The organism is Sphingobium sp. B10D7B (assembly GCF_025961955.1).
Lineage (GTDB): Bacteria > Pseudomonadota > Alphaproteobacteria > Sphingomonadales > Sphingomonadaceae > Sphingobium.
In genome coordinates this window covers 844141-864641 of sequence record NZ_JAOQOQ010000001.1, presented here as the reverse complement: position 1 = coordinate 864641, position 20501 = coordinate 844141, and the positions used below count along the sequence as shown (strand labels likewise).

At 61.4% G+C, this 20501-nt stretch carries 23 protein-coding genes; 7 read left to right on the top strand and 16 right to left on the bottom strand.

Annotated features, from left to right (window positions below):
* Window positions 1–24: 24 nt before the first annotated feature.
* From M2331_RS03990 to M2331_RS03980, 3 genes are read right to left on the bottom strand one after another with little or no spacing between them, the layout of a single operon-like run.
* Entirely contained in the window at window positions 25–1134 is a 1110-nt protein-coding gene (locus tag M2331_RS03990; protein WP_181559077.1) for a phage tail sheath subtilisin-like domain-containing protein, read from the bottom strand.
* A 13-nt stretch (window positions 1135–1147) separates the two neighbouring features.
* Window positions 1148–1489 carry a GPW/gp25 family protein gene (locus M2331_RS03985; protein WP_181559076.1) on the bottom strand — a complete coding sequence of 114 codons (342 nt, stop codon included), beginning with the start codon at window positions 1487–1489 and terminating at the stop codon, window positions 1148–1150.
* Window positions 1486–2043, bottom strand: a complete 558-nt coding sequence (locus M2331_RS03980) for a phage baseplate assembly protein V (protein ID WP_264592285.1) — start codon at window positions 2041–2043, stop codon at window positions 1486–1488. Before M2331_RS03980 ends, M2331_RS03985 begins: the two co-directional genes overlap by 4 nt.
* Before the next feature lie 552 nt (window positions 2044–2595).
* On the opposite strand from M2331_RS03980, the gene M2331_RS03975 reads away from it, so the two are divergent.
* Window positions 2596–3207, top strand: coding sequence for a hypothetical protein (locus M2331_RS03975; RefSeq protein WP_181559074.1), 612 nt, complete (start codon window positions 2596–2598; stop codon window positions 3205–3207).
* A 184-nt stretch (window positions 3208–3391) separates the two neighbouring features.
* Here M2331_RS03975 and M2331_RS03970 read toward each other — a convergent pair whose 3' ends face one another.
* From M2331_RS03970 to M2331_RS03955, 4 genes are read right to left on the bottom strand one after another with little or no spacing between them, the layout of a single operon-like run.
* Complete coding sequence (locus tag M2331_RS03970) at window positions 3392–3598, bottom strand: hypothetical protein (RefSeq protein WP_181559073.1); 207 nt, start codon at window positions 3596–3598, stop codon at window positions 3392–3394.
* A gap of 26 nt (window positions 3599–3624) precedes the next feature.
* The gene (locus M2331_RS03965) at window positions 3625–5487 is read right to left on the bottom strand and encodes a hypothetical protein (protein WP_181559072.1); all 1863 of its coding nucleotides are present in this window, start codon (window positions 5485–5487) and stop codon (window positions 3625–3627) included.
* A gap of 13 nt (window positions 5488–5500) precedes the next feature.
* A complete protein-coding gene (locus tag M2331_RS03960; protein ID WP_181559071.1) occupies window positions 5501–6034 on the bottom strand; it encodes a phage tail protein I in 534 nt (177 codons plus the stop codon).
* The gene (locus tag M2331_RS03955) at window positions 6031–6927 is read right to left on the bottom strand and encodes a baseplate J/gp47 family protein (RefSeq protein ID WP_181559070.1); all 897 of its coding nucleotides are present in this window, start codon (window positions 6925–6927) and stop codon (window positions 6031–6033) included. Before M2331_RS03955 ends, M2331_RS03960 begins: the two co-directional genes overlap by 4 nt.
* A 138-nt stretch (window positions 6928–7065) precedes the next feature.
* On the opposite strand from M2331_RS03955, the gene M2331_RS03950 reads away from it, so the two are divergent.
* Together M2331_RS03950 and M2331_RS03945 are read left to right on the top strand one after the other, a co-directional pair.
* Window positions 7066–7380 (top strand): hypothetical protein, encoded by a 315-nt coding sequence (locus tag M2331_RS03950; protein ID WP_181559069.1) that lies wholly within the window; start codon window positions 7066–7068, stop codon window positions 7378–7380.
* Window positions 7380–10952: a hypothetical protein gene (locus M2331_RS03945; protein WP_181559068.1), complete on the top strand. Its 3573-nt coding sequence runs from the start codon at window positions 7380–7382 to the stop codon at window positions 10950–10952. The genes M2331_RS03950 and M2331_RS03945 overlap by 1 nt, the downstream gene beginning before the upstream one ends.
* Here M2331_RS03945 and M2331_RS03940 read toward each other — a convergent pair.
* Window positions 10916–11455: a PEPxxWA-CTERM sorting domain-containing protein gene (locus tag M2331_RS03940; protein ID WP_181559067.1), complete on the bottom strand. Its 540-nt coding sequence runs from the start codon at window positions 11453–11455 to the stop codon at window positions 10916–10918. The genes M2331_RS03945 and M2331_RS03940 overlap by 37 nt on opposite strands.
* A gap of 65 nt (window positions 11456–11520) precedes the next feature.
* Here M2331_RS03940 and M2331_RS03935 point away from each other — a divergent pair, with 65 nt between their 5' ends.
* The 4 genes from M2331_RS03935 to M2331_RS03920 are packed head-to-tail and all read left to right on the top strand — an operon-like array spanning window position 11521 to window position 12992.
* Window positions 11521–11784 (top strand): hypothetical protein, encoded by a 264-nt coding sequence (locus M2331_RS03935; protein ID WP_184117240.1) that lies wholly within the window; start codon window positions 11521–11523, stop codon window positions 11782–11784.
* Window positions 11781–12386 (top strand): glycoside hydrolase family 108 protein, encoded by a 606-nt coding sequence (locus tag M2331_RS03930; RefSeq protein ID WP_181559065.1) that lies wholly within the window; start codon window positions 11781–11783, stop codon window positions 12384–12386. The genes M2331_RS03935 and M2331_RS03930 overlap by 4 nt, the downstream gene beginning before the upstream one ends.
* Window positions 12383–12763 carry a hypothetical protein gene (locus M2331_RS03925; RefSeq protein WP_181559064.1) on the top strand — a complete coding sequence of 127 codons (381 nt, stop codon included), beginning with the start codon at window positions 12383–12385 and terminating at the stop codon, window positions 12761–12763. The genes M2331_RS03930 and M2331_RS03925 overlap by 4 nt, the downstream gene beginning before the upstream one ends.
* A 16-nt stretch (window positions 12764–12779) precedes the next feature.
* The gene (locus tag M2331_RS03920; protein WP_181559063.1) at window positions 12780–12992 is read left to right on the top strand and encodes a hypothetical protein; all 213 of its coding nucleotides are present in this window, start codon (window positions 12780–12782) and stop codon (window positions 12990–12992) included.
* Between the two features lie 185 nt (window positions 12993–13177).
* On the opposite strand, the gene M2331_RS03915 is transcribed toward M2331_RS03920, so the two are convergent.
* The 8 genes from M2331_RS03915 to gpM all read right to left on the bottom strand — a co-directional run bounded on the left by M2331_RS03915 (window position 13178) and on the right by gpM (window position 20413).
* On the bottom strand, window positions 13178–14446 hold the full coding sequence (locus tag M2331_RS03915; RefSeq protein ID WP_264592284.1) for a hypothetical protein: 1269 nt from the start codon (window positions 14444–14446) through the stop codon (window positions 13178–13180).
* Between the two features lie 89 nt (window positions 14447–14535).
* A complete protein-coding gene (locus M2331_RS03910) occupies window positions 14536–15687 on the bottom strand; it encodes an ATP-binding domain-containing protein (RefSeq protein ID WP_181559061.1) in 1152 nt (383 codons plus the stop codon).
* 1 nt (window position 15688) lies between these two features.
* Complete coding sequence (locus M2331_RS03905) at window positions 15689–17062, bottom strand: protein kinase domain-containing protein (RefSeq protein WP_181559060.1); 1374 nt, start codon at window positions 17060–17062, stop codon at window positions 15689–15691.
* 439 nt (window positions 17063–17501) lie between these two features.
* Complete coding sequence (locus tag M2331_RS03900) at window positions 17502–18191, bottom strand: phage virion morphogenesis protein (protein ID WP_181559059.1); 690 nt, start codon at window positions 18189–18191, stop codon at window positions 17502–17504.
* Entirely contained in the window at window positions 18191–18685 is a 495-nt protein-coding gene (locus M2331_RS03895) for a phage tail protein (RefSeq protein ID WP_181559058.1), read from the bottom strand. The genes M2331_RS03900 and M2331_RS03895 overlap by 1 nt, the downstream gene beginning before the upstream one ends.
* Window positions 18686–18688: 3 nt before the next feature.
* Window positions 18689–18907: a tail protein X gene (locus M2331_RS03890; protein ID WP_264592283.1), complete on the bottom strand. Its 219-nt coding sequence runs from the start codon at window positions 18905–18907 to the stop codon at window positions 18689–18691.
* Window positions 18907–19404, bottom strand: a complete 498-nt coding sequence (locus M2331_RS03885) for a head completion/stabilization protein (RefSeq protein WP_181559057.1) — start codon at window positions 19402–19404, stop codon at window positions 18907–18909. Before M2331_RS03885 ends, M2331_RS03890 begins: the two co-directional genes overlap by 1 nt.
* A gap of 103 nt (window positions 19405–19507) precedes the next feature.
* Window positions 19508–20413 (bottom strand): phage terminase small subunit, encoded by a 906-nt coding sequence (gene gpM / locus M2331_RS03880; protein ID WP_181559056.1) that lies wholly within the window; start codon window positions 20411–20413, stop codon window positions 19508–19510.
* Window positions 20414–20501: the final 88 nt, after the last annotated feature.

Here is a 20501-nt window from a genome sequence, read left to right as displayed (position 1 = left end):
TTTCTGGTCGGAAAATCGGGCGCATCAGCCGAGCTGGTCGGCAATGCTGGCGTAGAATTTATCGGTGATGCGCTGGTTCAGAAGGATCGCCTCAGCCGGCGCGCAGGCCGTGTATTCATAGTCGATGGTGATGCTGCCAGCGGCGAGTGAGGCGGCCGGATTGGCATCGGCATCGAACCAGCAGCGCGCGCCCACGATCCTGCCCTGCGATACGAGCGTGCGGAACCGCCCATTCACCGTCTCGACGATATCCTTGACCAGGCTGGCCGTGATCGGCTTGTCGATGGCCCAGAGCAGACCATTGGCGATCTCGTCCATGAGCACCTGCGCCGTGCGCACGACGCTCTCGAAGGCAAAGAGCGGTTCGCTCGCCATGGTGCGGTTGCCCCAGAAGCGAAAGCCGTTCGCCCGGATCAAGGTCGTGACGTTCTTGTCATTGAGCAGGCCGGCCGAGGACGCACCGCCGAGCAGATCGAAATCGATCGGCGTTGCGATTCCGGTCACGCCGTTGATGGGCATGTTGGACAGCGTCTTGTGCCAGCCTGTCTCGCTGTCGATCTTGGCGCGCAGGCCAAGGGCGCGGGCGACGGCGCTGCCGGTCCAATCCGTGAACTCGGGCCAGATGAGCATCAGCTCGCGCTGGCCGAAATCCCCGGCGAAATCGCTCACCTCGGTCAAATCGTCGCCACTGGCCGCCGCATAGGCGAAGCCGCGCAGCTTCTGCGCCACCGTCACCAGATCGTTGATGACCTCTGCAGTATCGAGGCCGGGTGCCCCAAGGATACGCGGACGGACGCCCAGCGTGCTCTCGGCCTGCAGCAGCTTCGCGACCCCGGCCTTGGTGTTGGTTTCGGTCGCTTCGGCATCGACGCCTGTTTCAACGCGCACCACCACCACGATCGGGCTGCACTGATCGGCAATGGCATCGAGCGCCTTGGCGAGCGTGCCGGCCGCGCCAGCCTTGGCGATCGCCGCCGTCACATTGGGCACGACAATGGGGGTGTTGACCGGGAAAGTCGTCACGTCCGCGTCGCTTGCCGTGGCCACCAGGCCGATGATTGCCGTCGAGGCGGCGGCGACAGCGCGCGCACCGGTATTGATCTCGTTGACCTTGATGCCGTGAATGATGGCCATGGTTCGTCCTTTCCTAGAACGCGATGGAGAGATTGAGCGGCGCGCCGCCGGGGAGATCGAGCCGGGCGCCCTCGATCAGGAGGGTCAGCTTGCCGGCAGCGTCGCCACTGCCGACGATGATGCGGGAGAGCTTCACGCGCGGTTCCCAGCGGGCGATGGCGCCAGCGCTTGCCGCTGCGATGAGTTGCCGCGTGACGGCATTCAGCGGCGCGTCGATCAGCTCGAACAGCCGCGATCCATAGTCGCGCCGCATGACGCGCGTGGATATGGGCGTGGTCAGGATGTCCCGGATCGACTGCGCGATATGCTCGGCGCCATCGATCCGCTTGCCGGTAGCCCGCTCCATCCCACTCATGCGGGTGCTCCGGAGAGCGCGCTGCCGGCCTGCACGCCGCTATGCTTGTGGCCTTTGAGGCTCTTGCCCCCGCCGACCACATCATCGCTTGCCGTGACCGTCCCGTTCACGTCGACTTTGCCGGTGATCTCGACGTTACCCGAGATCGCGACGCCCTCGGGCGCGTTGATGGTTAGCTTGCCGCCGGCGAGCGTGATGGCCAGAACATGCCCCTCGGGATCATAGTCTATCGTCGAGCCGTCCGGCATCAGGATCCGCGCCCGGCCGTCGCTGGCCGGCGCCGGAAACGCATTGGAGTAGAGGCCGCGCAGGGCGACGCCATGGGCAATGTCGCCCTCAGGGCAAAGGAGAAGGATTTGCTCGCCGACCGTGGGCGGGCACCAAGTGCGGAAGCCACCCGCCAGCTCCAGCCAGGGCACTGCCGGCGACACGATATCGCCGAGCTTCGCGGTGAGCGTGGCGCCGGCCAGATCGACAGCCTCGACCACGCCAATGCGGATCAAGTCGCCAACGAGGCCGGGCATGTCTTCGGTCTGCGTCATGGCAGACTGCATCCAACGCCGGCGGATGCTGAGCCACCGCAAGGGCTTGTGGCATCGGTTCTCACAAGCGAGCCGAAAGCGGCGGCGTCAAACGCTAGGATCGCGGGCGTCCGGTAATGGCCGACCGGATATTCGAACCTGAGACGGAGACGGTCTAGTTGGGAGCCGCAGCGTCGGTAGCAGCCGACCAGGCGACCCGTTCGCCATACGGACCGCGGACCACCGTCCCAGACCAAAGCGGTTGTAGCCGGGCCAAAAGCGGTAGCTCGATTGCGGGAAAGGCGACTTGATAGTCACACCGTTTTTCGCGACATGGTTTCCGAGATTGAGTTCTCGGATGCCAGACCCGGTGAGCCCGTTTTTTCGCGCTGATCTGCTGCTTTGTTTCGATCAGCACCGTTTTAAAGACAGTTAAACGAACGCTGACAACCGCATGTCATCAAGCGTGCGAAATGAGGTGGTATGACGACGAGACGCAACTTGATGGAGTGGCTGATTTGCAGCGGTGTGCTAGTTCTTTCCGGGTGCAACCTGCTTAATAGCACTTTTAAATACAGATACCGCATGACCGTCGCCGTCGATACACCAGATGGCATTCGCACCGGTTATTCCGTGCAAGAGACTATTGTTAGTCAGAGCAATGTCGATCTGGGCGATATTTCAGCGAAGCGGGGGATGCATACGCGAGGTGAAGCGGTCGCAGTGGATTTGGGCAATGGAAACGTACTCTTTGCATTACTATGTCGTCCGGAACTGACGCAGGCCGTGCTTGATCCAGAGTGGAAGAACAACTGGATTGACAGCGCGAAACGCATCAGCGGAGGCGCTACACCTGCAGGTCCAATTGCTATGGACCCCCGTGAACGACAAGGTGACTTCGCCAAGCCGACGGGCTACCCTGCGCTTGTGCGGTTCCGCAATCTTGCCGACCCCACCAGCGTGAAGGTGGTTGATCCTGCCAATCTCGAAGAGGCTTTTGGCCCCGGATATCGTCTGCGTCAAATCACTTTGCAGCTTACCCAGGAAGCTGTCAGCGACCATATTCTTAGCAGATTACCATGGTTGCCAAAGTATTTTGACCGCTCGTTCTTTGGCGAACGATTTAACAACCCAAGCGGGCCGTTGACGAAGTCCCTCCGGGCAGGAAACTTTTCTACACAGCTCAAGCCACTATAGATCGGCCATGTTCCGGACCGGCAAGTCAGCCTTGCAGACGGGTCCACAACCAGCGCCAGAAAAAGGGGCTTCTGCTACTGTATTTTTGACTAGCAGTGGGAGCATTCCGACGCACCCGCTGTTCGCGGCTAATCATTGGAATGGGGAGTGTGTCCCAGACGTTGTCGTCCGAATGCTCGCTGACCTAAGTCGGCGAAACCACCCTGGCGGCAATCTTGGCCGGATAACCCCGAGCGACTTCCTCGACGCGCGCCTTGGTCGCTGCGCGGTCATAGCTGCCGTCGTCCTTCAGCACGGCGCGCACATTGCGCTGATATTTTGCGGTGTCGATCGTGAGGGTCACGGGCACCTCGTTGGTGGCGGCGTTGAAGGCTCCAATGCTGATCTTCATGAGGTCTTCCTTTCGAGATTGCGGGGTCAGACGCCCTTGGTCTGGACGTGGACGCGGACGTAGCGATCGTCCGCATTCCAGAACTGGATCGCATAGGGTTGGCCGGCACCATTGTAGAGGGTCTGATACCAGTCGGTGGCGTGCTGGCTGACCGTTTGGTTAGCGGGCCAGTATGCCGAAATGACGGGGTTCACCCAGCTCGAATGGCCGACCGGCAAGTTGTAGGTGCCGATGCTGTCCGGCCCGATCGTGATGAAACCCCACGTCTCCTTGAGGCCGTCCGCCGTCACGCGATAGCCGCCATTCTCGACGATGTAGCTCGCGGTCACTTCAAGAAAGGCGTTCGCATGCTTGCCATCGAGCGTATCAGCATCGAGGCCGGACCCCGCGCCATCGTTGGTCGACGTCCAGACATAGCCGCCATTCACATAGAGCGGCGCGTTCACGAGGTTGTAGGTTGATCCGCTGTAATGCAGGTATCGGTTGCCGCTGTTCCCGAACCAGACCACGCCTTCGACGCCGCCGGCTCGGGAGGTCGTAATATCGCCATTGGATGCAATACGGCTGACGGCGTTCCCATCGCTCGCCTCGACATTGCCTGTCGACTGAATCGACCCCGCTGTCCAAATATTGCCACCGGTTGAGATCGTGACCCGATTGACGCCGCCATACTGAAACGACCAGCCCTGCGGGCCGCCGCCGATGAATGTGACATCCGCGAAGTAGAAGCGCGCTATGCCATCGGTCGAATAGACCCATGCGCCCGCGTTGGCGCGCAGGAAGCCGCTCGAATTGATCCCGTCCAGCAGATCGGCATCGAGGCCGGATCCCGAGCCGTCCACTGTTGCCAGCTTGGCCAGAATATCCGCCGCTGTGTAGAGCGTGGCATTGAGCGGCGTGTAGCCCAGGCGCGCAACGATGTTGGTGAAGTAGTTGCTGTCCTGACCATCGAGCAGATCCGCATCGAGGCCCGAGCCGGCGCCATCATTGCCCGAATGCCAGACCATATTGCCCCGGATCGTCACGGACAGGCTCGCCAGTTCGAGCGTGTCGAGATTGCCGCCGCCCGAGACGCCGATTTTCAGGCCCTTGTAGCCGGCAAGGTTGGGGCGCAGGATCTGGGCAGTGCTCCCATTGGTGCGGCTGAGAAACAGATCGCCACTGATGATCTCGATCGACGGCGCGGCCACGGCGCCCGTGAAGGTATCGCCGGCCTTGTTCGCGGGCGTGTAGCCCAGACGCGCGGGGATGTTGCTGTAATAGCTCCCGTGCTGCCCATCGAGCAGATCGGCATCGAGGCCCGAGCCGGACCCGTCATTGCTGGCCCGCCAGACATCGCCGAAGGTGACTGCTGCCCAGGTTGCAAGGCCCGCCATGAGCTTCTTGGGTGTGACGATCCGCTGATCATCCGCGCCGGCATCCGTCTCGGCTTGCGTGGCGATCTCGGCAACGCCTTTCACCGTCTCGGATGCGGGGGGATTGATGAACTCCAGATCGCCGAAGGTGAGGCTTGCTGCCGCGATATCGGCAAATTTGATATCGCACTGGAGCAAGGCGATGGAGCTGGCCGTTTTCTCCACAATCGCGCCTGCCTGCCCGTAGAGCGCGAAGAGCGTGCCATCGGCGAGATAGAGCGCAAAGCTGCGCATGGTGAAGGCGTCCGCGCTATCGTCGCGCGCGATCAGGTGGATCGTGTCGGGCGCCACCGTCCCCCCGCCCGCCGCCGCGACCCGCTTGAACTCGCCGGCCAGCGCCGTCGCTGTAGGCACCGCCGCGACAGCCGTCGCCGACAGGCCGACTTGCGTGATCGTGAGGGGCGCCGTGCCGGTGCCTTCTGCATTGACGACTGCGTCGCGGCCGGCGTTGGTGACGGTGAGCGTAAGCGCCATGCTGCAGGTCTCCTTAGGCCGCCATGTCGAGCCGGGCGGACACCACGGCGCGGGCATAGGGGGCGATGCCGATCGCGCCGGCGGCGGCGATGGCGAGCGTGAAATCGAAGGGGCGGCTCAGCGGCTTGGCGCGCTCGACCTGCCTGATCGTGGCATCGACATAGGCCGCGCCTGGGGCCGCACCGTTCACCTCGGAAAGGGCGAGGATGAGCGAGAATGTGCCCGGCTCGCCCATCGGTTCCGTTTCCCACCATTCGCGGATGGAAATGGAACCACCCAGCGCCGCGACGGCGGCACGCACGGCCGCGAGCGTGCCTTTGCGGCGATGCACGGCAATCGCGCTGGCGATCACCTGCCGCCGCACGGAGACCGGCCAGCTCGCATCCCACTCATCGACCGAGAGCGCCCAGGCGAGCCATGGCAGCAACGCCTCCGGGCAGCTCTGCGGCGACCAGAGCGCGCGCAACGGCACCGGCAAGGCCTGCCCTGTCACCGCTGCTTCGAGGCCCAGCTCCAGCGCCGAGGCATTGGGTGGCAGCAGGCTCATTCGTCCGTGCCGCCATTGGTGAGGGCGATGCCGGTGCAGTGCGCGGCCTCGCTCGGATCGATGACGATATCGGCCGCCGGCTCGACCAGCACCACATTCTGGACCCCCGCCACATGAAGGGCTGCGAACAGGCCCGAGCGCGTCACATCGAAGCCAAGGCGCTTGTGGGACTGAACATAAGCCTCGACCCGGGCCTGCGCTTCGGCCAGCACGACGACAGGGTCCGGCCCCGCATAGGTCTTGATCGTCGCCTGCACGGCATATTGGACGATGCTGGCCGATTGCACGGTCACCCGGTCGGCCACCGGCCGCACCGTCTCATCGGAGAGCGCCGCCGTGACGGCCGCGAGCAGCTCGGGCGCCGCCGTGCCATCGCCGACGCGCGAGAGCACATAGACGGTCACTTCGGCGGGCGCAGGCGACGCGGCCGAGGCGTCAAGGACATCCCCATCAGCGCTTAGCGCATGGGCAATGTACGCACCGCTCGGCCCGGCCACCGACATCGCCTCAGGCGCGAGGATGATGCGCCGGCGGAAATCCTCATCGTCTTCCATCACGGCCGGCGTGTCCGCCTCGGAATCCGCCGGCACCAGCTCCAGTCGCGGAACCCCGAACAGGGCGCCGAGATGATCGAGGTCCGATCCCTTGGCATAGGCTACCATGACCGCGCGGGCAGCGTCGTTGACATGCTGGCGGATCAGCAATTCGCGATAGGCCGCGATCTGCAGGATCTTCACCGCCGGGTCGCTCTCAAGGCTGGCGTCGAAGTCCGGCATCACGGCCAGTAGCGAGGCGGTCATCGCGCCAAAGATCGCCTCATAGCTGAGCTGCTCGACCACGGCGGGCGCCGGCAGGCGCGATAGGTCGATGGCTGAGAAGGTCGCGTCCGTCATGGTCGGAGCAATGCCCAGCGCTCACATCTTTGCACCCGCGCGCTCTTGTGAGGACCGTTCTCACAATCGGCCCAAATGGCGCCCGCGCCCCGCCCGACCGAAGGTTGCTGCAGACCGATCTCATAGGGGCGTGCATCAATGGCGAAGGCCTACATCACCCGTTACAGCACCAATTCGCTGAACTGGCAGCGGCTTTCTTCCGGCCAGGCGCTGTCCGTGCTTGGCCATCAGGACGGCGACGGAATCGCCCTTGACCTTGCAGACGGCGAGCAGGCCGAGACCGAGGCGTTTGATGGCCCGTGCCTCTGCCGCATCGTCATCGTGGGCGGCGACGCGCAGGTGCGCATCGCAAAGGATGCCGATGCCGACACCGGCGAGTTGTGGCTCGATGGCACGACCGATCAGCGCTACGTCCGAAAGGGCGAGCGCATCGCGATCAAGAGGGCCGCGTGATGCTGGGCGGCTTTGGTGGCGGCTCGCGCGCGAACCTGACACGCGCACCCAAGCCCTTCACGGCGAAAGTGCCGTCCAAGGCAGGCGTCGTGTTCACCCTGCCTATGATGGGGCTGCTGTCTCCTGTCACCTTCACGAAGACGACCGGGCCGGCCAATCTTACCGTTCTCTCCGGCGGCGCCTCGACCGGCGCGATCGTGGCGTCGCTCCCGATCGCGGTGGACGAAACACAGGAAATTGGAGGCTATGCCTTCGGGGCAGATGGGTGCCGCAAGCCGTGGTCCGCCTCGTTGACTGCTGTCGCCCCCACGCCGACGCCAACGCCGACCCCCGCGCTGGATGCCCCGACCGTGTCCCCCCTCACCGTTGTCGAAGCTCTGGCGCCAGGCGCCGAGATCGCGACCATCACCGGGCAGTCAGGGAACAGTTACAGTCTGGCCGATGACGCCGGCGGGCGCCTCGCGATTGCAAGCGGTAGCAAGATCGTCGCCGGATTGACGCCTATCGCTCATGCGGAGACGGCGTCGCTTTCATTCCAGATCGCAACCGCCAACGCGGGCACAAACCCGACATCTCGAACTGATGCGTTCACGATGGCGGTCCAGGAAGCGGTCCAGATCGACCGGGTGGACCTGCGCTACAACACTGCCGACACCCGATGGGAAGTCGCTAATGCCAGCGCGTTTCCCGGCGCTACCTACGTCTACAAGACCCGTGGCGGCACCACCCTCTCGACAACCTCTGCCGCTACGCTGGCCGCCGCCTCAACTTCTGAAGGCGTCACCGCAGAAGTGGAGGGCCAACCCGCCACGAAGTCAGCGGTCGTTTTCAAGATCGTCTCCGACCTCAACCAATATCTGGACTTTGCCGACGCGCCCAGCGGCACGCCCCTTAGTGCCCTAGGCTGGACGTCGCCTGCGCAATTCGTCACGGACGGGGTCGCGCTTACGCGAACATCCTCCGCAGGCACCTTCCCTCTTCGCAATGTGGGTAAGGTCAATCAGAAGATCCGGTTCCGCCCGCAGTTCAAGTCTGATCCCGCTAACGGCAACGACGGCAGTTCATCCCAGCGCGGGTTCCTGCTGGCCGCTACTCCCGACGACCGCAACTGGGTGAACGTTTCCATCTCGACGGGCAATATTGGCATCAACAAGCGCGCCAATAATCAGATGGAGTGGAGCTACATCCCGACCATCGGCGGAAGCAATCTGGAAGCCACATGGTTCGAGATCGAGCTGAACTGGATCAGCGACACCCCTTACCTGAAAATCTCGCGGGGGGGCGTTCGTGTCGATCCAGGCGGCAATGGCATCAACCTGAACGCAACTGGAGGTACGCTGCTTCCGGGGACAAACGTCGGCATCGCCATGACGACAGAATTGGGGGTGTCCAATCCCTCGTGGCCGCAACGCCTGATCCACGAACTGCAAGTTTCAGCTTGGGATAATCGCGCCGTCAATGTCGGCTCGATGAATGTCCCGGAGCCATCGGCCTCCGCCCCGCCGGCCGTCGTGGTCACCGGCACGACGACAAACACCGGGCAGCACAACGCATGGGGTGTGGATGAATATGGGCGTGTCGTGAGCGGCCCCTTCCCCTTCATTCCGTCCGCCGGCGCATATTCGGTCACGATGCCATTCGACCTGCTTCCGCCATACGGCGCCTATATCGCCCCTGTAGATGCGCCGAATGATGGCATCTTTGCCGAGGCTCCGGTCATGCCGGTATTTGAGGCAATCGAGCCTCATGTCTTCGGCGTCAATTCTTCTCCGACAAGTGCAAGTAACCCTGTCGACATCGTCAAAGATCGTGGGCGGGTCGTCTCCTGGCGCTATATCCATACGTCAAATGGCACGCATTCTTACATTCCCGATGAGGACCGTAATGCCGATGGTTGGCCGGCAGTTCAGCCGCCTGCAGGGTATTCAATCTGTGCCATTATCTGGGAGGGTGCCGGCCCGGGTGGGCGCTTTGGTGCCTGGAACCTTACGACCAATGCGGATTCAACCATCTCGACTACATGGACACCTGAAAACGTAACGGTATCCAATGTTACCTCTAGAGGTGCTCGTCTCACGCAGACCAGCGCAACAGCGGCCTCCAACATAACTTTGCGCTTTGCGAATGTGACGGTTCCGCCAGAAGGCTTTCAACTGTCGGTGCTGCCTGTTCTTCCTCAGGGAGAGGAGCACGACCCATCTGAACTCATGACGCCGCAGGTCGCTGCCATTTGGCATAGCGACAACTTCGGCGGCGTCGCGGGCAACATGTGGTGGCGTAACATGAAGGTCACGATGGCCGAGGCTGTCGACCCCAAGCTACCGTATTTCGCGGGCTCCAAAGAATTCGGCGTCTCCGTTTGTAAGCAGACGAAGGGCAGTCTCTTCTGGACCTTCCCCTATGACGAGGTCGCCAACCACCTTGAGACCAAGGTCGCCAACGACCTCACATACTTCCTCGCCCACGCTCCCATTTATTCTCGTTCAGCCGGCGAGGTCGCCAACGAGGTCTGGAATTACAGCACCTACAACAAGCAATGGTGGACGATGGCGGTCGCCGGCGCCAATCGCGGCTTCCTTCCGGGCGTCGCGGTGCCGTCTGGCGGATCGATCACGCTTGAGGTTTACACCGACTGGAACCCCACCGGGGGCGTCATCTCTGGCGGCAAGGACGAGAATGGCACCGTGACGCCCGGTAAGACCCGACGGGTATTCAACCCCGGCGAAGTCATCCTGTGCGGATCGAGTAACTATCAGGCCGTGGTCAAAAAAGTGGTCGCGTTGTCGCCCGTTCCGGTGGGGACCGACGTGTGGGAGGCCAGCGACGCCAACTTCCAGACGTTGGGGTTGTTTGACGCGATCAATACTTCGGCTCGCCGCGAGCAGAGCTATCAGCAGATGCGGCTCGGAAACCTCGGCCGCGAAATCTTAGGGGACCGCTTCACCAGCGTCCTTGGTACGTTCCTTGGTGATCAGCCTAACCAGGTGGCAAGCTACCTACTCTGGAACGAAAGCTGGCAGGGCATCGACTACTTCTCGCCGTCCTTCTATGCCGGCGAAGCTCAAGACTACACGACGACCGCGTGGGCACAGCAGCACACGTCTAACTTCGCCAACTTCAAGACCAACTTCCACAGCCGCTTCCGTACCACGGCGGCCACAACGGTCGACAAGCTGAAACTCCTGAAGCACGGCACGCGTCGCATCATGCTCGCCGAGGGCGTGCCGGCCGAACTCTGCCCCAAGATGGGCTTCCTGTACGAGGGCTTTGATCACAACACCTTTATCAAGGTGCCGAGTGCCCAACAGGCAGGCTTGAAGGCAGCGGTCTCCGCTGTCCTTGCGAGCCGCGAAGACAAGGCTGAAGCCGCCATCTTCAACGGACGGCTCCGCAACGAAGTGGGCGGCGTCATGTGCTACTTCGCCGACGTCGAGAAGGTCACTTACAATAGCTGGATCGAGCAGATGCAGTGGTTCGGGATGCGCCAGTACAGTCTGCCCGGCCCTCTCAATAACAATGACGCCGACGAACAGCGTTACCTAGCGTTGCTCAACCACTTCGGTGCCGTATGACGACGAAGCGAGGCACCGAGCAAGCCAAAGCCGGCAATCATCATGGCCCATGTGGAAGGCTCAGGCACAGCTTGCCGCTGCGCCTCGACCGAGACCCAGCCCGAGGCGAGATACGGATCGGCGATGTCGACAGTTTCGATCGTCAGGCCCGTCAGTTGCGCCTGGCCGTAGATCCAGGTCACGCTACCCCTGACAAAGTCGTCCGAGGTGGTGCGAGGCGCGGCGACGCCGTCAAAGAATGTCAGCGACATCGACGGCCCGCCGAATTCTTGCGGGTTGGCGAGAAAGGTCATCTGCGTGTCAGTGACGGTGCACTGGAATCGCAGCCAACATCCCATCTCGCCAGTCGGAAAATAGGCGGTCGCAGTCACATAGGCCGGCGTCCAGTCGGGCGCGTTCTCGTAAAGAATGCCCGTTCCGGTCGCCGTGTATTTGATGAACGTGACCGCCTGCGCAGGCATGCCAACTACGGCCAGAGCGGCCGCCAGAAAAAGCTTCAACATCAATCACCTCCCACAATGGTGGGTTGGCTAACAGCACGCGCGACCGAGTCGCGCCAAATCCCGAAATGGCACAGGTGGAACAGTTTATGAGCGCGCCGATGCTGTCTGAAAAACTCGATCAACTGATCGGGGAAGTGCGCGGTATGCGCGAAACGATGGGAGGCCTTTCCAATCGGATGGTCGTCGTCGAGCAGGAAACGAAGAGCACCAAGGAGATCGTGGAAGCGTGGAGCGCCGCGAAAACTTGGCTGCGCTGGTTCAAGTGGATCGTCGGGCTGGTCGCATCTCTGGGAGCGATCTTCGCCGCCTATAAGGGCTTGGCGAAATGAGCTGGCAGCAACAGGCCCTGCGCTGGGGCACGCCGGCCGTTGTGGCGATCATCTCCGGCATTTTCGCAATCGAGGGCGGATTTGTCGACCATCCGTCCGATCCGGGGGGCGCGACCAACCATGGCGTGACGGAACAGGTCGCCCGCAAGCATGGCTATCAGGGCGATATGCAGGCGCTGCCGCAGGACGAGGCGGCCCGCATCTACCATGTCGATTACATCGTAAAGCCGGGCTTCGCGCCGTTGGTGGAGCTGTCCCGGCCGGTCGCCGAAGAGATCATCGACAGTGGCGTGAACGCGGGGCCGGCACAGCCCTCGCGATGGCTGCAGACGGCGCTAAATTCGTTGAATCGACGCGGCGCTGACTATCCTAACATCGCGGTCGACGGGCAAGTCGGGCCGAGCACGATCGCCGCCTATCGTAACCTCCAGCGCCGGCGCGGTGCGGCAGCGGCATGCGAAATGGTGGTGAAGCTCCTCGATGCCCAACAGGCCGCCCACTATCTGCGCTTGGCCTCCAACGACAATGCCTATGAGGACTTCATGCCGGGCTGGACGATCAACCGGATCGGCAATGTCGATTTCAGGGAATGCCGGTCGTGAGCGCGCTTCTGGCGAAGGCGCGCGACATGCTCGCCGGCTCGCGCCTGGTGCAGCTCGCGCTGATCGTGATGGTCGCGGTGCTGGCGACGCTCACCATAGCCAAATGCACGGGCGGGAAAGACCGGACGGCCGCGCAGGCGCAGCAGACGACGCGGTCGGCCGAGGCCATCGCCGACGCCGCGGAGGCCGCCATCAATCAGATCGGCAACCAGGCGGCGACAGAGCGCGCCATCGAGACCGCCATCGCACAGACGCAAGGGGAGATTTCCAATGCGCAGACCGTCAATGATATTCGCGACCATGTGCTTGATCGGCTGTGTGCGAAGCCATCCCATCGTGGAGACCCCGCCTGCGCGCTGTGGCGACCTCATCCCTAAAGCCTATGATGAGCCTGTGGCGGCCGCTCCCGTGCCGATCACGCCGGATTACAGCGCGTGGCTGGGCAAGCCCTTCACCGACAGCATGGGCGTTGCTTTGGTGGCACCGTGGGCCTCGGCCTATGTCGCGGCGGATGGGAGGCAGGAGATCGTGCAGGAACGCCTGGCGACGATGTTGGCGATCGTGCGAAATTGTGAGGCGATGTTGAATGCGGCGCGGCCGAGGTGAGAGCGGACAGGTGCAGTGGGTGAATTCAACAGTTTTGTGAGACGGCTATTGTCCGGCAATTTCTTCCGTTCACGGCTCGCCAAAGACGTGAACAGCTGACGGCAATGTCAGCGTTGCACGGAGAGAATGACCCAGTTCGGTTCTGCCGCGATCGTGCCATCTTTAGACGATTGAGCGCGAGCGCGCTACCGCCGTCGTCGAGGCTTTGCATCGTCAACGTAGAGATCGCGCTGCCGGTAATCGCTGGTGAGGTCCATCCGCCGCGTAACCCGATCGACGACTAAGCGGATCTCCCGAAAGCTGTCGGCCATCAGGTTGTAATCTTCATTCAGTCTGCGCTCGCGGTCGATCGAACCGCGCGCGACGTATGTGTCAACACCGGGAAGAATCTCGATGCGCAATGCATCCGCGTTTCCGGTGACCATTTGTGCGAGCGCCTCAGGTTCGCGCGTCATCGCCCGATACTCGAACAAGCTGAGATCTGCGCGCGGTGGGCCGAATGGATCGGCGGTACTGCATAAATCGCGCACAAGACGGCGCCCCAAGCAATTAGCCGTAGTAAGAATGTTACTTTCCTCAAACAACGCCGCGCAGATGCCAAACCAGATGATCGATACTGGCGACCGTTCCGCGAGTTCGCGCGCAGAGCGCAACATGTCGAATGAGCCGTTGCCGACGATCGCTAACAGCAATCCCGCCATGAAAGGCTCTTCCAGGCCAACCGCAGAGCGTTCGTTCATCCCAGCGACAAATCTGTTAAACGACCGAATTCGGTCTTCTCGTGATGCCGTGAGCAACTTTTCCGGCTCTATCTCGCCTCGGCTGACCACACGCAGACCACTCAAAATGTCGGGCGTTACGCCGGTTTCCATAGCAGTTCTAAGGAAGATCGAGACCGCTTGAGCCGCCGGACTGCCGTGATAGACTGAGGGACTGGCTTCATCACGGATAGCCGAAAAGAGCAGGTTCCATATCGCCAGTATGTCCGTCGTCGCTGCCGATCCAAAGATTGCTCTGTCCCTCCGATTCACTGAAGCCCACTGATCGGAAATCCAAGCAATGACGATCTGCTCATATCCAGCAATAACTGCCGATCCGAGCGTGGCCGAAAGCGTGGATTTCGCGGTGCTCAGCACAGAGCCAGCTAGGTCGACACGCGACCGCTCCCGCAAGAAATGTTCGGCGACAACTCCGCCCGCAACCAATTTTGCAACCGATCCAATCATCTCGGCCTCAAGCGGTCGCCGGTTTTCAAACTCCTCAACTAGTTCTAAAGGCATGACGCGATGAAATGCAGAAAACGGCTTGTAGCTCGCAACATAGGTCGCCATGAACGCGAAGAACTCGGATATTTCTTCGATAGGGATGGCAACAATTGGCTGGTCTAGTGCGCTTTGCGAAATCGGCCTGTAAAGCAGCACGACTTGCCGGTCCCGGCGGCTAGGTTCCACCATTTGGTATGGCGTACCCGTCAGATCGGTTCGATCTCCGCCGAGCCAATCAAGAAATTCTTGGCGAGAGAGAGTAGCGGTGGCAAACTCCCTCACAGGAATAACTCGTCGAGGGTCGGAGGGGCGAGTTTGACGGATCGACACGCCGAAAGGCCCTTTTCGAAATAACCGGACAGATTGTCCTCATGATAGATTGATAGCGACGTCTTGGTCCGCGTCACAGCCGTATAAGTCAGGTTCCGCTGAGACGGAAAGCGCTTTAGCTTGTCTGATGCGAGCATATGCACACACCGAAACTCCAGTCCCTTGGCGCCCATCACAGTCGATAGCACTACGAGGCGATCAGGCGAGAAGGATGAATATGCGCCTGCTCTCTGAACGTGTAACTCGTGCGAGATCGGAGAGGCTTCCAACATCGTTCGGACTGCATCGAGATCACCCACGCGCGGACAAAATATGCCGATCATCTCGCCGGGGTATGCCTGCAACTGGGTCTGGATTCGCGGGATGGCCTCGGCCACCTGTTGTTCGATCGTGAGGCCCGGAAACACGTCGACTGTCGACGGGTAGCGCGTCTCGTCGTAATTGGAGGTCGCCTCCAATCCGGCTGGGTCGTCGATTAGGTTTTTGACCCCATCGGCCACTCTGCAGACTTTTAGTCCATTACGATAATGCGTGCTTAGAACCTCTCGGTTAGTGCCAAGCAATACGAGCTTATCGAGCGCACCCGTCTTGTCAGAAATCCGCTGATCCTTGTCTCCCACGGCGAAGATTCGATCGCCAAAACGAGCGATCAGGGCAATCTCGTCGGCGGAGTAATCTTGCGCCTCGTCAATAAGGATCACGTCGTGAACATTCTCTCGCAGCCCTTGGTCAGCAAGGGCCAGTAACGCGTCGTAAAGCTTCACGCGCGTGGTGTCGAAATCTTCCGACTCGTCAAACTTTATTCCGTTCGCTCGCAGCAATTCCGCACCCCAGCGGACATAGGTCTGTACCTTGTCACTTGCGAAGGGATAATGCGCGGAACCGGTTGCCAGGAACTCACGCAGCACTCTACCGAAGCTCAGCACTATGATGTTGGTAACGCCTTGGCGAAATAAATATGTGGCTCTGAGAAGTAATAGATTCGTTTTTCCACAACCCGGCGGTCCAATCACCAAATGATTTTTATTAGTCGTCAAGACAACAACCTTGCGCTGGTCAGGATCGAGATCCTTCGGATCAGTCCACCATGATGCTTGCATTTTAGGCCGCCTCCACGCCGCAAAGGTTTAGTTCGCAATCAGCATTTACCGTCTGCGCTTGATCGACCGCCATATACATTACATTCTCCAAAAGTCCTGACACCGTGGCGGGGACAAAGACGCCCATAAAAGTGCCTGCATTGCTCGACTTCGCGGGCCTTTGTGCGCTGTCACCCCGCCACGCCACAACCGAAAGGGATATCGCCTGAGCTGCCTCGTCGACGACTTCAACATCCAGCGCAATCGTCAGCCCATCCGGGAGGCCCTGTTGAGGAGCCTTGCGGAGCGCGATCGTTACGGTTCGACCCGCCCGAGGTTGTCTGGCAACAGTCAGAGGCGGGAACGCTGCGGTATTGGCGTTGCGTATGCGTCGCGCCTCAACCTTTATGAGATCGATCACTACATCAACTAAGTCGGGTGTTGCGGTAGCACTCGGAGCCTCGACGATCGCGGTCGCCTGATTCACGACTGACCGGCGGGTGACACGCTCACGTGCCGCAGCGCCGGCGCTAGTCTTTACCGGCGGACTGAATGATTGCCAGTCAACCAACTCGATCCGGGTAAGCGGGTTCTTGACAAGTGATGCCTTGCAAGCCTCAACTAAGTAGGACGGGAGCGTTGTGCTGCCGATTGAGGGCATGTCATTCTGTACGGCCATTACCAGTCGGGCATAAGGATTGGTGTAATCCTCGAACAATGGTTTACGCATAATTAGATCGTGGAGCACTCCGCCGATCTGGTAAATCGATAGTGCGCGCCAGCCCTCAATCGTATCTTCCTCATTCCTTAAAAGGAATTCAGGCGAGCTATATTGCAGTGTGCCGACGAAAGACTGGATCCCATTGGCATCTGTCACTCCGATTTCACCGACGGGCTTGAGCACACCAAAATCCAATAAAACCAGCCGACTGAAGTCATCCAAGACAACTATATTCGCAGGTTTAATGTCCCGATGCACAAGCGATAAGGATTCGAGATATTCACAGACGGAAGCGAGTTGCTCGATCAATCCAGCGACGTTCGCTTCGGGAATTTCCGGCAGACATTTCTCTAGACTGGGGCCGGGAAGATACCGCATGACGATGAAATGGTTGCCCGTCTGCGCGTCGAACCCTCCGTCGAGGATTTCGACCATATTCGGATGGCTTTTACCCACGAGTGTTAGCTCGCGATCGATGCGCGCCAGTTGGGTTTTATCTCCGTATCGCTCAATTAGCTCGTCATCAAATATCTTCAGTGCGACAGTCTCGCCACCGCGACTTGCACGAAAAACTGCCGCTGACTTACCAAAATCGATCAAATTCTCGACTGTGCATCCAGCTACCGCCGTGCCGGCCAACGTCTTTTCCCAGACTGCCGCCTTAACCTTATCCATTTCACCCCCGCCAGAAGATCCAATCCACACTTGGGAATCGATGCCAACCTTATCGGAAAGAGCGTTTGCATTGACTTAAATGTGCGGGTCAACTGAACACAACGATTTACAATTCAGAATTGGCGCCGTGCCGGCAATTGTTTTCCGCCGCCTTATTCCGGTCAACTCGTTTTTTTCCTACCATATGCCCTTCTCAGCGGCCTTGTAGTCAGCCGGCGACTGACGCATCGAACTCGGACGCCAGTGCCAGTATATACTAGCGTGCTGTTCCTACAGCGGCTTCCAAAAATTCCCGTCAAGATTTGTCTGGTGGTTCGGTTCTTAGCAAACGGGGAATGCTAAGAGATAGGAACGTCCGTGTATGGCGGCACCGAATGTCGCAGAGCTACGGGGCGAACGGCCGCCCTGTTCAAAACAGGATCAATCGCTTGCATTGGCTTCAGTCTTGATCGGAAGCTTCCATTACATGCGCAATAACCGCATCGAGGATCTCTGACCGATCAGCGGCGGTAAACCCGAACAACTGCCGCACAGCATATTTCACCTCCGGCCCCTGCGCCGATGGCTTGTCGAACAGGCCGAGCTGGTGAATGCGCGCGACAGCCGCGACGCGGCCAGCGAAGCTAACCCAGGCTTCCTGTGCGCTGGCGCTGGCATTCATAAGGCCGCTGCGTCGGATCTTGCGGAACATAGCCCGCTGCCGGATTGAGGGACGCCGCATCTTGCCTGCACCCGCGTTCTGCTCCCCGTCCGGCACGGGCAACCAGCGGATGACCTTGCCATATTCAAAGCTGCGGATCCCGCCGGCCCGCACGTCGAAGCCGGTCATGAGCGGACCTTGGCGCGCCCAGCAGTGCATCAGCACCACGCGCGGCTTGCCGCTCCCGCCCTCGGGATACAGGAATTTGACGGCATAGGCGCCGGGCACGGGGTCTTTGGGGCGCTTGCGAGCTTCGAAGCGGGATCCATCAGGGTTGCGTTGCGCGCCGATGCGGCGCTGCTGGCTCGTTCGCAACGTGCGGGCGACCTTGCGAAAGAGCGAGCGCCGTTCGGCGGGCCGCAACGACTGCAGGATCGCGCCTGCGAAGCTCTCCAGCTCGCCCAGGTCATGGGCGCCGATGTCAGCCATCAGGGCGCCGGGGTGCCGACGATGAGCGCGCCGCTCTGGTCGAAGATGCGTTTGAGCAGCGCGGCCGGGTCGGACAGCGGCATGTCGTCGGCCGGCGGCTCTTCGCGCAGCGTCATTCTGTACCCGCCGCCGGGCTGCGGCAGCACATCGACCGCCTCCACGCTCGGCAGCGAAACCGAGATATCGACGCGACCATTGTCGAGGATATCAACCTCGAAGGCGATCTGCTGTTCCGCAATCTCGTGGTTTTGCAGGGCGGCAGGCTCGTGGCGGCGAAGCCAGAGGATCAGCGGCAGGAAGAACTGCGCCGGCTCGCCGGGGAAGCCCAGCACGTCGATGGAGAGCCGCGCGCGATACTCGAAGCCGAGATTTTCGGGATGATAGCGCGCGACCAGGCGCCCGCCGGTGAGGTAGATCAGCAGGGCGTCGGGATTGCGCTTCAGCTCGGGCAGTTGCTCGATCATGAAGGCGCGCAGGGCGTCGGCTTTCGACATGGCTCAGTCCCAAAGCTGGATGATATCGCGATCCGGTGCGGACTCGCGCGTGAGGATCGGAAGAATGATTTCCTGCCCCTCGGCCAGCAAAGTGCCGGCGCCGGCGACATCCCGATTCGCTTCCAGCACCTGCTCCACGGTGCCGGACCCTTTGCCGAGGACACGCCAGACCAGCGCGTCCAGCGTCTCGGCCTGCAACGCGCGGGCTGTCATCACGCTCATCAGATCAGTTCCACGGCGGTGCGCGAGGTGCCGAGGATCGCGCGAATGGCGTGGGTGCCGTTGCGGCGATGATCGTCGGGCGTCAGCTCGACCTGATTGGCATCCTTCACCCCGCTCGCCGTGGCAGAGACATCGCGGTGCGTTTCGATCAGATCGGCCGTCGCCCAGGCATAGACCGCGCGCCGGAAGAGGCGGACAAGCCTCGGCTCGATGACGGCCGCCTGCCCTGCCCCAACCGTGATCTCGGTCGAGGGGATATGCGCCAGCGCTTCATGGCCCGCCGCGATCTGGGAATCGCGCCAGACGGAGAGATTGTCGTCGACGATGATCAGGCCGCCGACCAGCGCTTCAACGACGCGCGCGTCGGGGATCAGATTGCCACCGATGCGCATGGCATTGCGAAAGGCGTTGATGTCGATGGCAGGCCAAAACTCACCGAATGCGATGACATGATCATCGGGGGTTGCCGGCGACTGCGGTGAAGTCACGAAGCTCATGGCTCGATCTGTCCAAAAACAAGCGGGGGGTGGGGATCAGAACCAACCGGAGGCGCGTGGCCTCGCCTGGTTCTTCACCGCCCCCCGGCGCCGGGGCGCAAGCTCATTCCTTGGCGGTCTGGACCTTTGCGGTCAGCCGCTCGATATCCTTTTTCACGCCGCAATTATCATGCAGCCCGAGCGCCCGCTGGAAGGCCGCAAGCGCGCTCGCCATAGCGTGCTGCTCGGCGCCGGCCGGCGCGGTTGCATTGTCCTTTGCCGCCTCGGCCTCGCGCAGCAGCAGCTTGCCCCGCGCCTTGTAGAGCTTGGCGCGGACCTGATCGGGCATGTCCTTCTCGGACGTGAGATCGATGGTGCGATTCACGACATCGAGGTCAAAGGGCTGGTCGATCTGACAGGCCTTGAGCGCCGCCTCTGCCACTTCCTCGGCGATCAGCGTCGGCGCCGTGCGGACGATGTTCTGCGGCAGAGCCAGATCGAAGTGCAGCACATGCTCAGCGAGATCGAGGCCGCGCGCGAAATCGCCGATGTCGAGGCGCCAGATCATCATGGTCGCGACGATCTCATCCTGCAGAGCCTGGCCGGTTTCCGTGGCAGCGAGCAGCGTTGCATCGACATGCGCATCATAGACGTCGATCAACTCGGCCTTTTTGGCGATCTTTGCCTCGACCGACTGGATCGCGCGAAGGCTCGCGATGTCCGTGCCGAGCGCGGCGAGCAGCAGCTCATATTCGGTGGCGGCGGGGCCATCGGTCGGGCGCGCGGCGGCGAGGCCCACCGGCGCCTTGTTCGCCGCCTGGGCCGCGAGAACCATCTGGCGGTGGACTGCGGCCAGGCTGGGCTTGCCCTTCGCGGCCGGCGTCGCGGCAGGCAGGCCTGCCGTAAAATTCGGGGGCGGACTGAGGCTGACCGGCTGCGCCGAGGGACTGGCGTCCGCTTGGCTCTCCTCGGCCGCCAGCTGGGCAGCGACGCGTTGACGGTGAAGGGCGGCAAAGCTGCGCTTGGCCATTTGCGGATGCTCCTTACTGGCGACGACAGCGGGAGGTTAGACCGGTTGCCCGGTCAACATCGGCTCGGCGCAAAGCCAGAACCGCTGC

Coding starts and splice junctions, on each gene's coding strand:
- M2331_RS03990 (WP_181559077.1), bottom strand. CDS start 1,134: ATGGCCATCATTCACGGCATCAAGGTCAACGAGATCAATACCGGTGCG.
- M2331_RS03985 (WP_181559076.1), bottom strand. CDS start 1,489: ATGAGTGGGATGGAGCGGGCTACCGGCAAGCGGATCGATGGCGCCGAG.
- M2331_RS03980 (WP_264592285.1), bottom strand. CDS start 2,043: ATGCAGTCTGCCATGACGCAGACCGAAGACATGCCCGGCCTCGTTGGC.
- M2331_RS03975 (WP_181559074.1), top strand. CDS start 2,596: ATGACCGTCGCCGTCGATACACCAGATGGCATTCGCACCGGTTATTCC.
- M2331_RS03970 (WP_181559073.1), bottom strand. CDS start 3,598: ATGAAGATCAGCATTGGAGCCTTCAACGCCGCCACCAACGAGGTGCCC.
- M2331_RS03965 (WP_181559072.1), bottom strand. CDS start 5,487: ATGGCGCTTACGCTCACCGTCACCAACGCCGGCCGCGACGCAGTCGTC.
- M2331_RS03960 (WP_181559071.1), bottom strand. CDS start 6,034: ATGAGCCTGCTGCCACCCAATGCCTCGGCGCTGGAGCTGGGCCTCGAA.
- M2331_RS03955 (WP_181559070.1), bottom strand. CDS start 6,927: ATGACGGACGCGACCTTCTCAGCCATCGACCTATCGCGCCTGCCGGCG.
- M2331_RS03950 (WP_181559069.1), top strand. CDS start 7,066: ATGGCGAAGGCCTACATCACCCGTTACAGCACCAATTCGCTGAACTGG.
- M2331_RS03945 (WP_181559068.1), top strand. CDS start 7,380: ATGCTGGGCGGCTTTGGTGGCGGCTCGCGCGCGAACCTGACACGCGCA.
- M2331_RS03940 (WP_181559067.1), bottom strand. CDS start 11,455: ATGTTGAAGCTTTTTCTGGCGGCCGCTCTGGCCGTAGTTGGCATGCCT.
- M2331_RS03935 (WP_184117240.1), top strand. CDS start 11,521: ATGGCACAGGTGGAACAGTTTATGAGCGCGCCGATGCTGTCTGAAAAA.
- M2331_RS03930 (WP_181559065.1), top strand. CDS start 11,781: ATGAGCTGGCAGCAACAGGCCCTGCGCTGGGGCACGCCGGCCGTTGTG.
- M2331_RS03915 (WP_264592284.1), bottom strand. CDS start 14,446: ATGGTGGAACCTAGCCGCCGGGACCGGCAAGTCGTGCTGCTTTACAGG.
- M2331_RS03910 (WP_181559061.1), bottom strand. CDS start 15,687: ATGCAAGCATCATGGTGGACTGATCCGAAGGATCTCGATCCTGACCAG.
- M2331_RS03905 (WP_181559060.1), bottom strand. CDS start 17,062: ATGGATAAGGTTAAGGCGGCAGTCTGGGAAAAGACGTTGGCCGGCACG.
- M2331_RS03900 (WP_181559059.1), bottom strand. CDS start 18,191: ATGGCTGACATCGGCGCCCATGACCTGGGCGAGCTGGAGAGCTTCGCA.
- M2331_RS03895 (WP_181559058.1), bottom strand. CDS start 18,685: ATGTCGAAAGCCGACGCCCTGCGCGCCTTCATGATCGAGCAACTGCCC.
- M2331_RS03890 (WP_264592283.1), bottom strand. CDS start 18,907: ATGAGCGTGATGACAGCCCGCGCGTTGCAGGCCGAGACGCTGGACGCG.
- M2331_RS03885 (WP_181559057.1), bottom strand. CDS start 19,404: ATGAGCTTCGTGACTTCACCGCAGTCGCCGGCAACCCCCGATGATCAT.
- gpM (WP_181559056.1), bottom strand. CDS start 20,413: ATGGCCAAGCGCAGCTTTGCCGCCCTTCACCGTCAACGCGTCGCTGCC.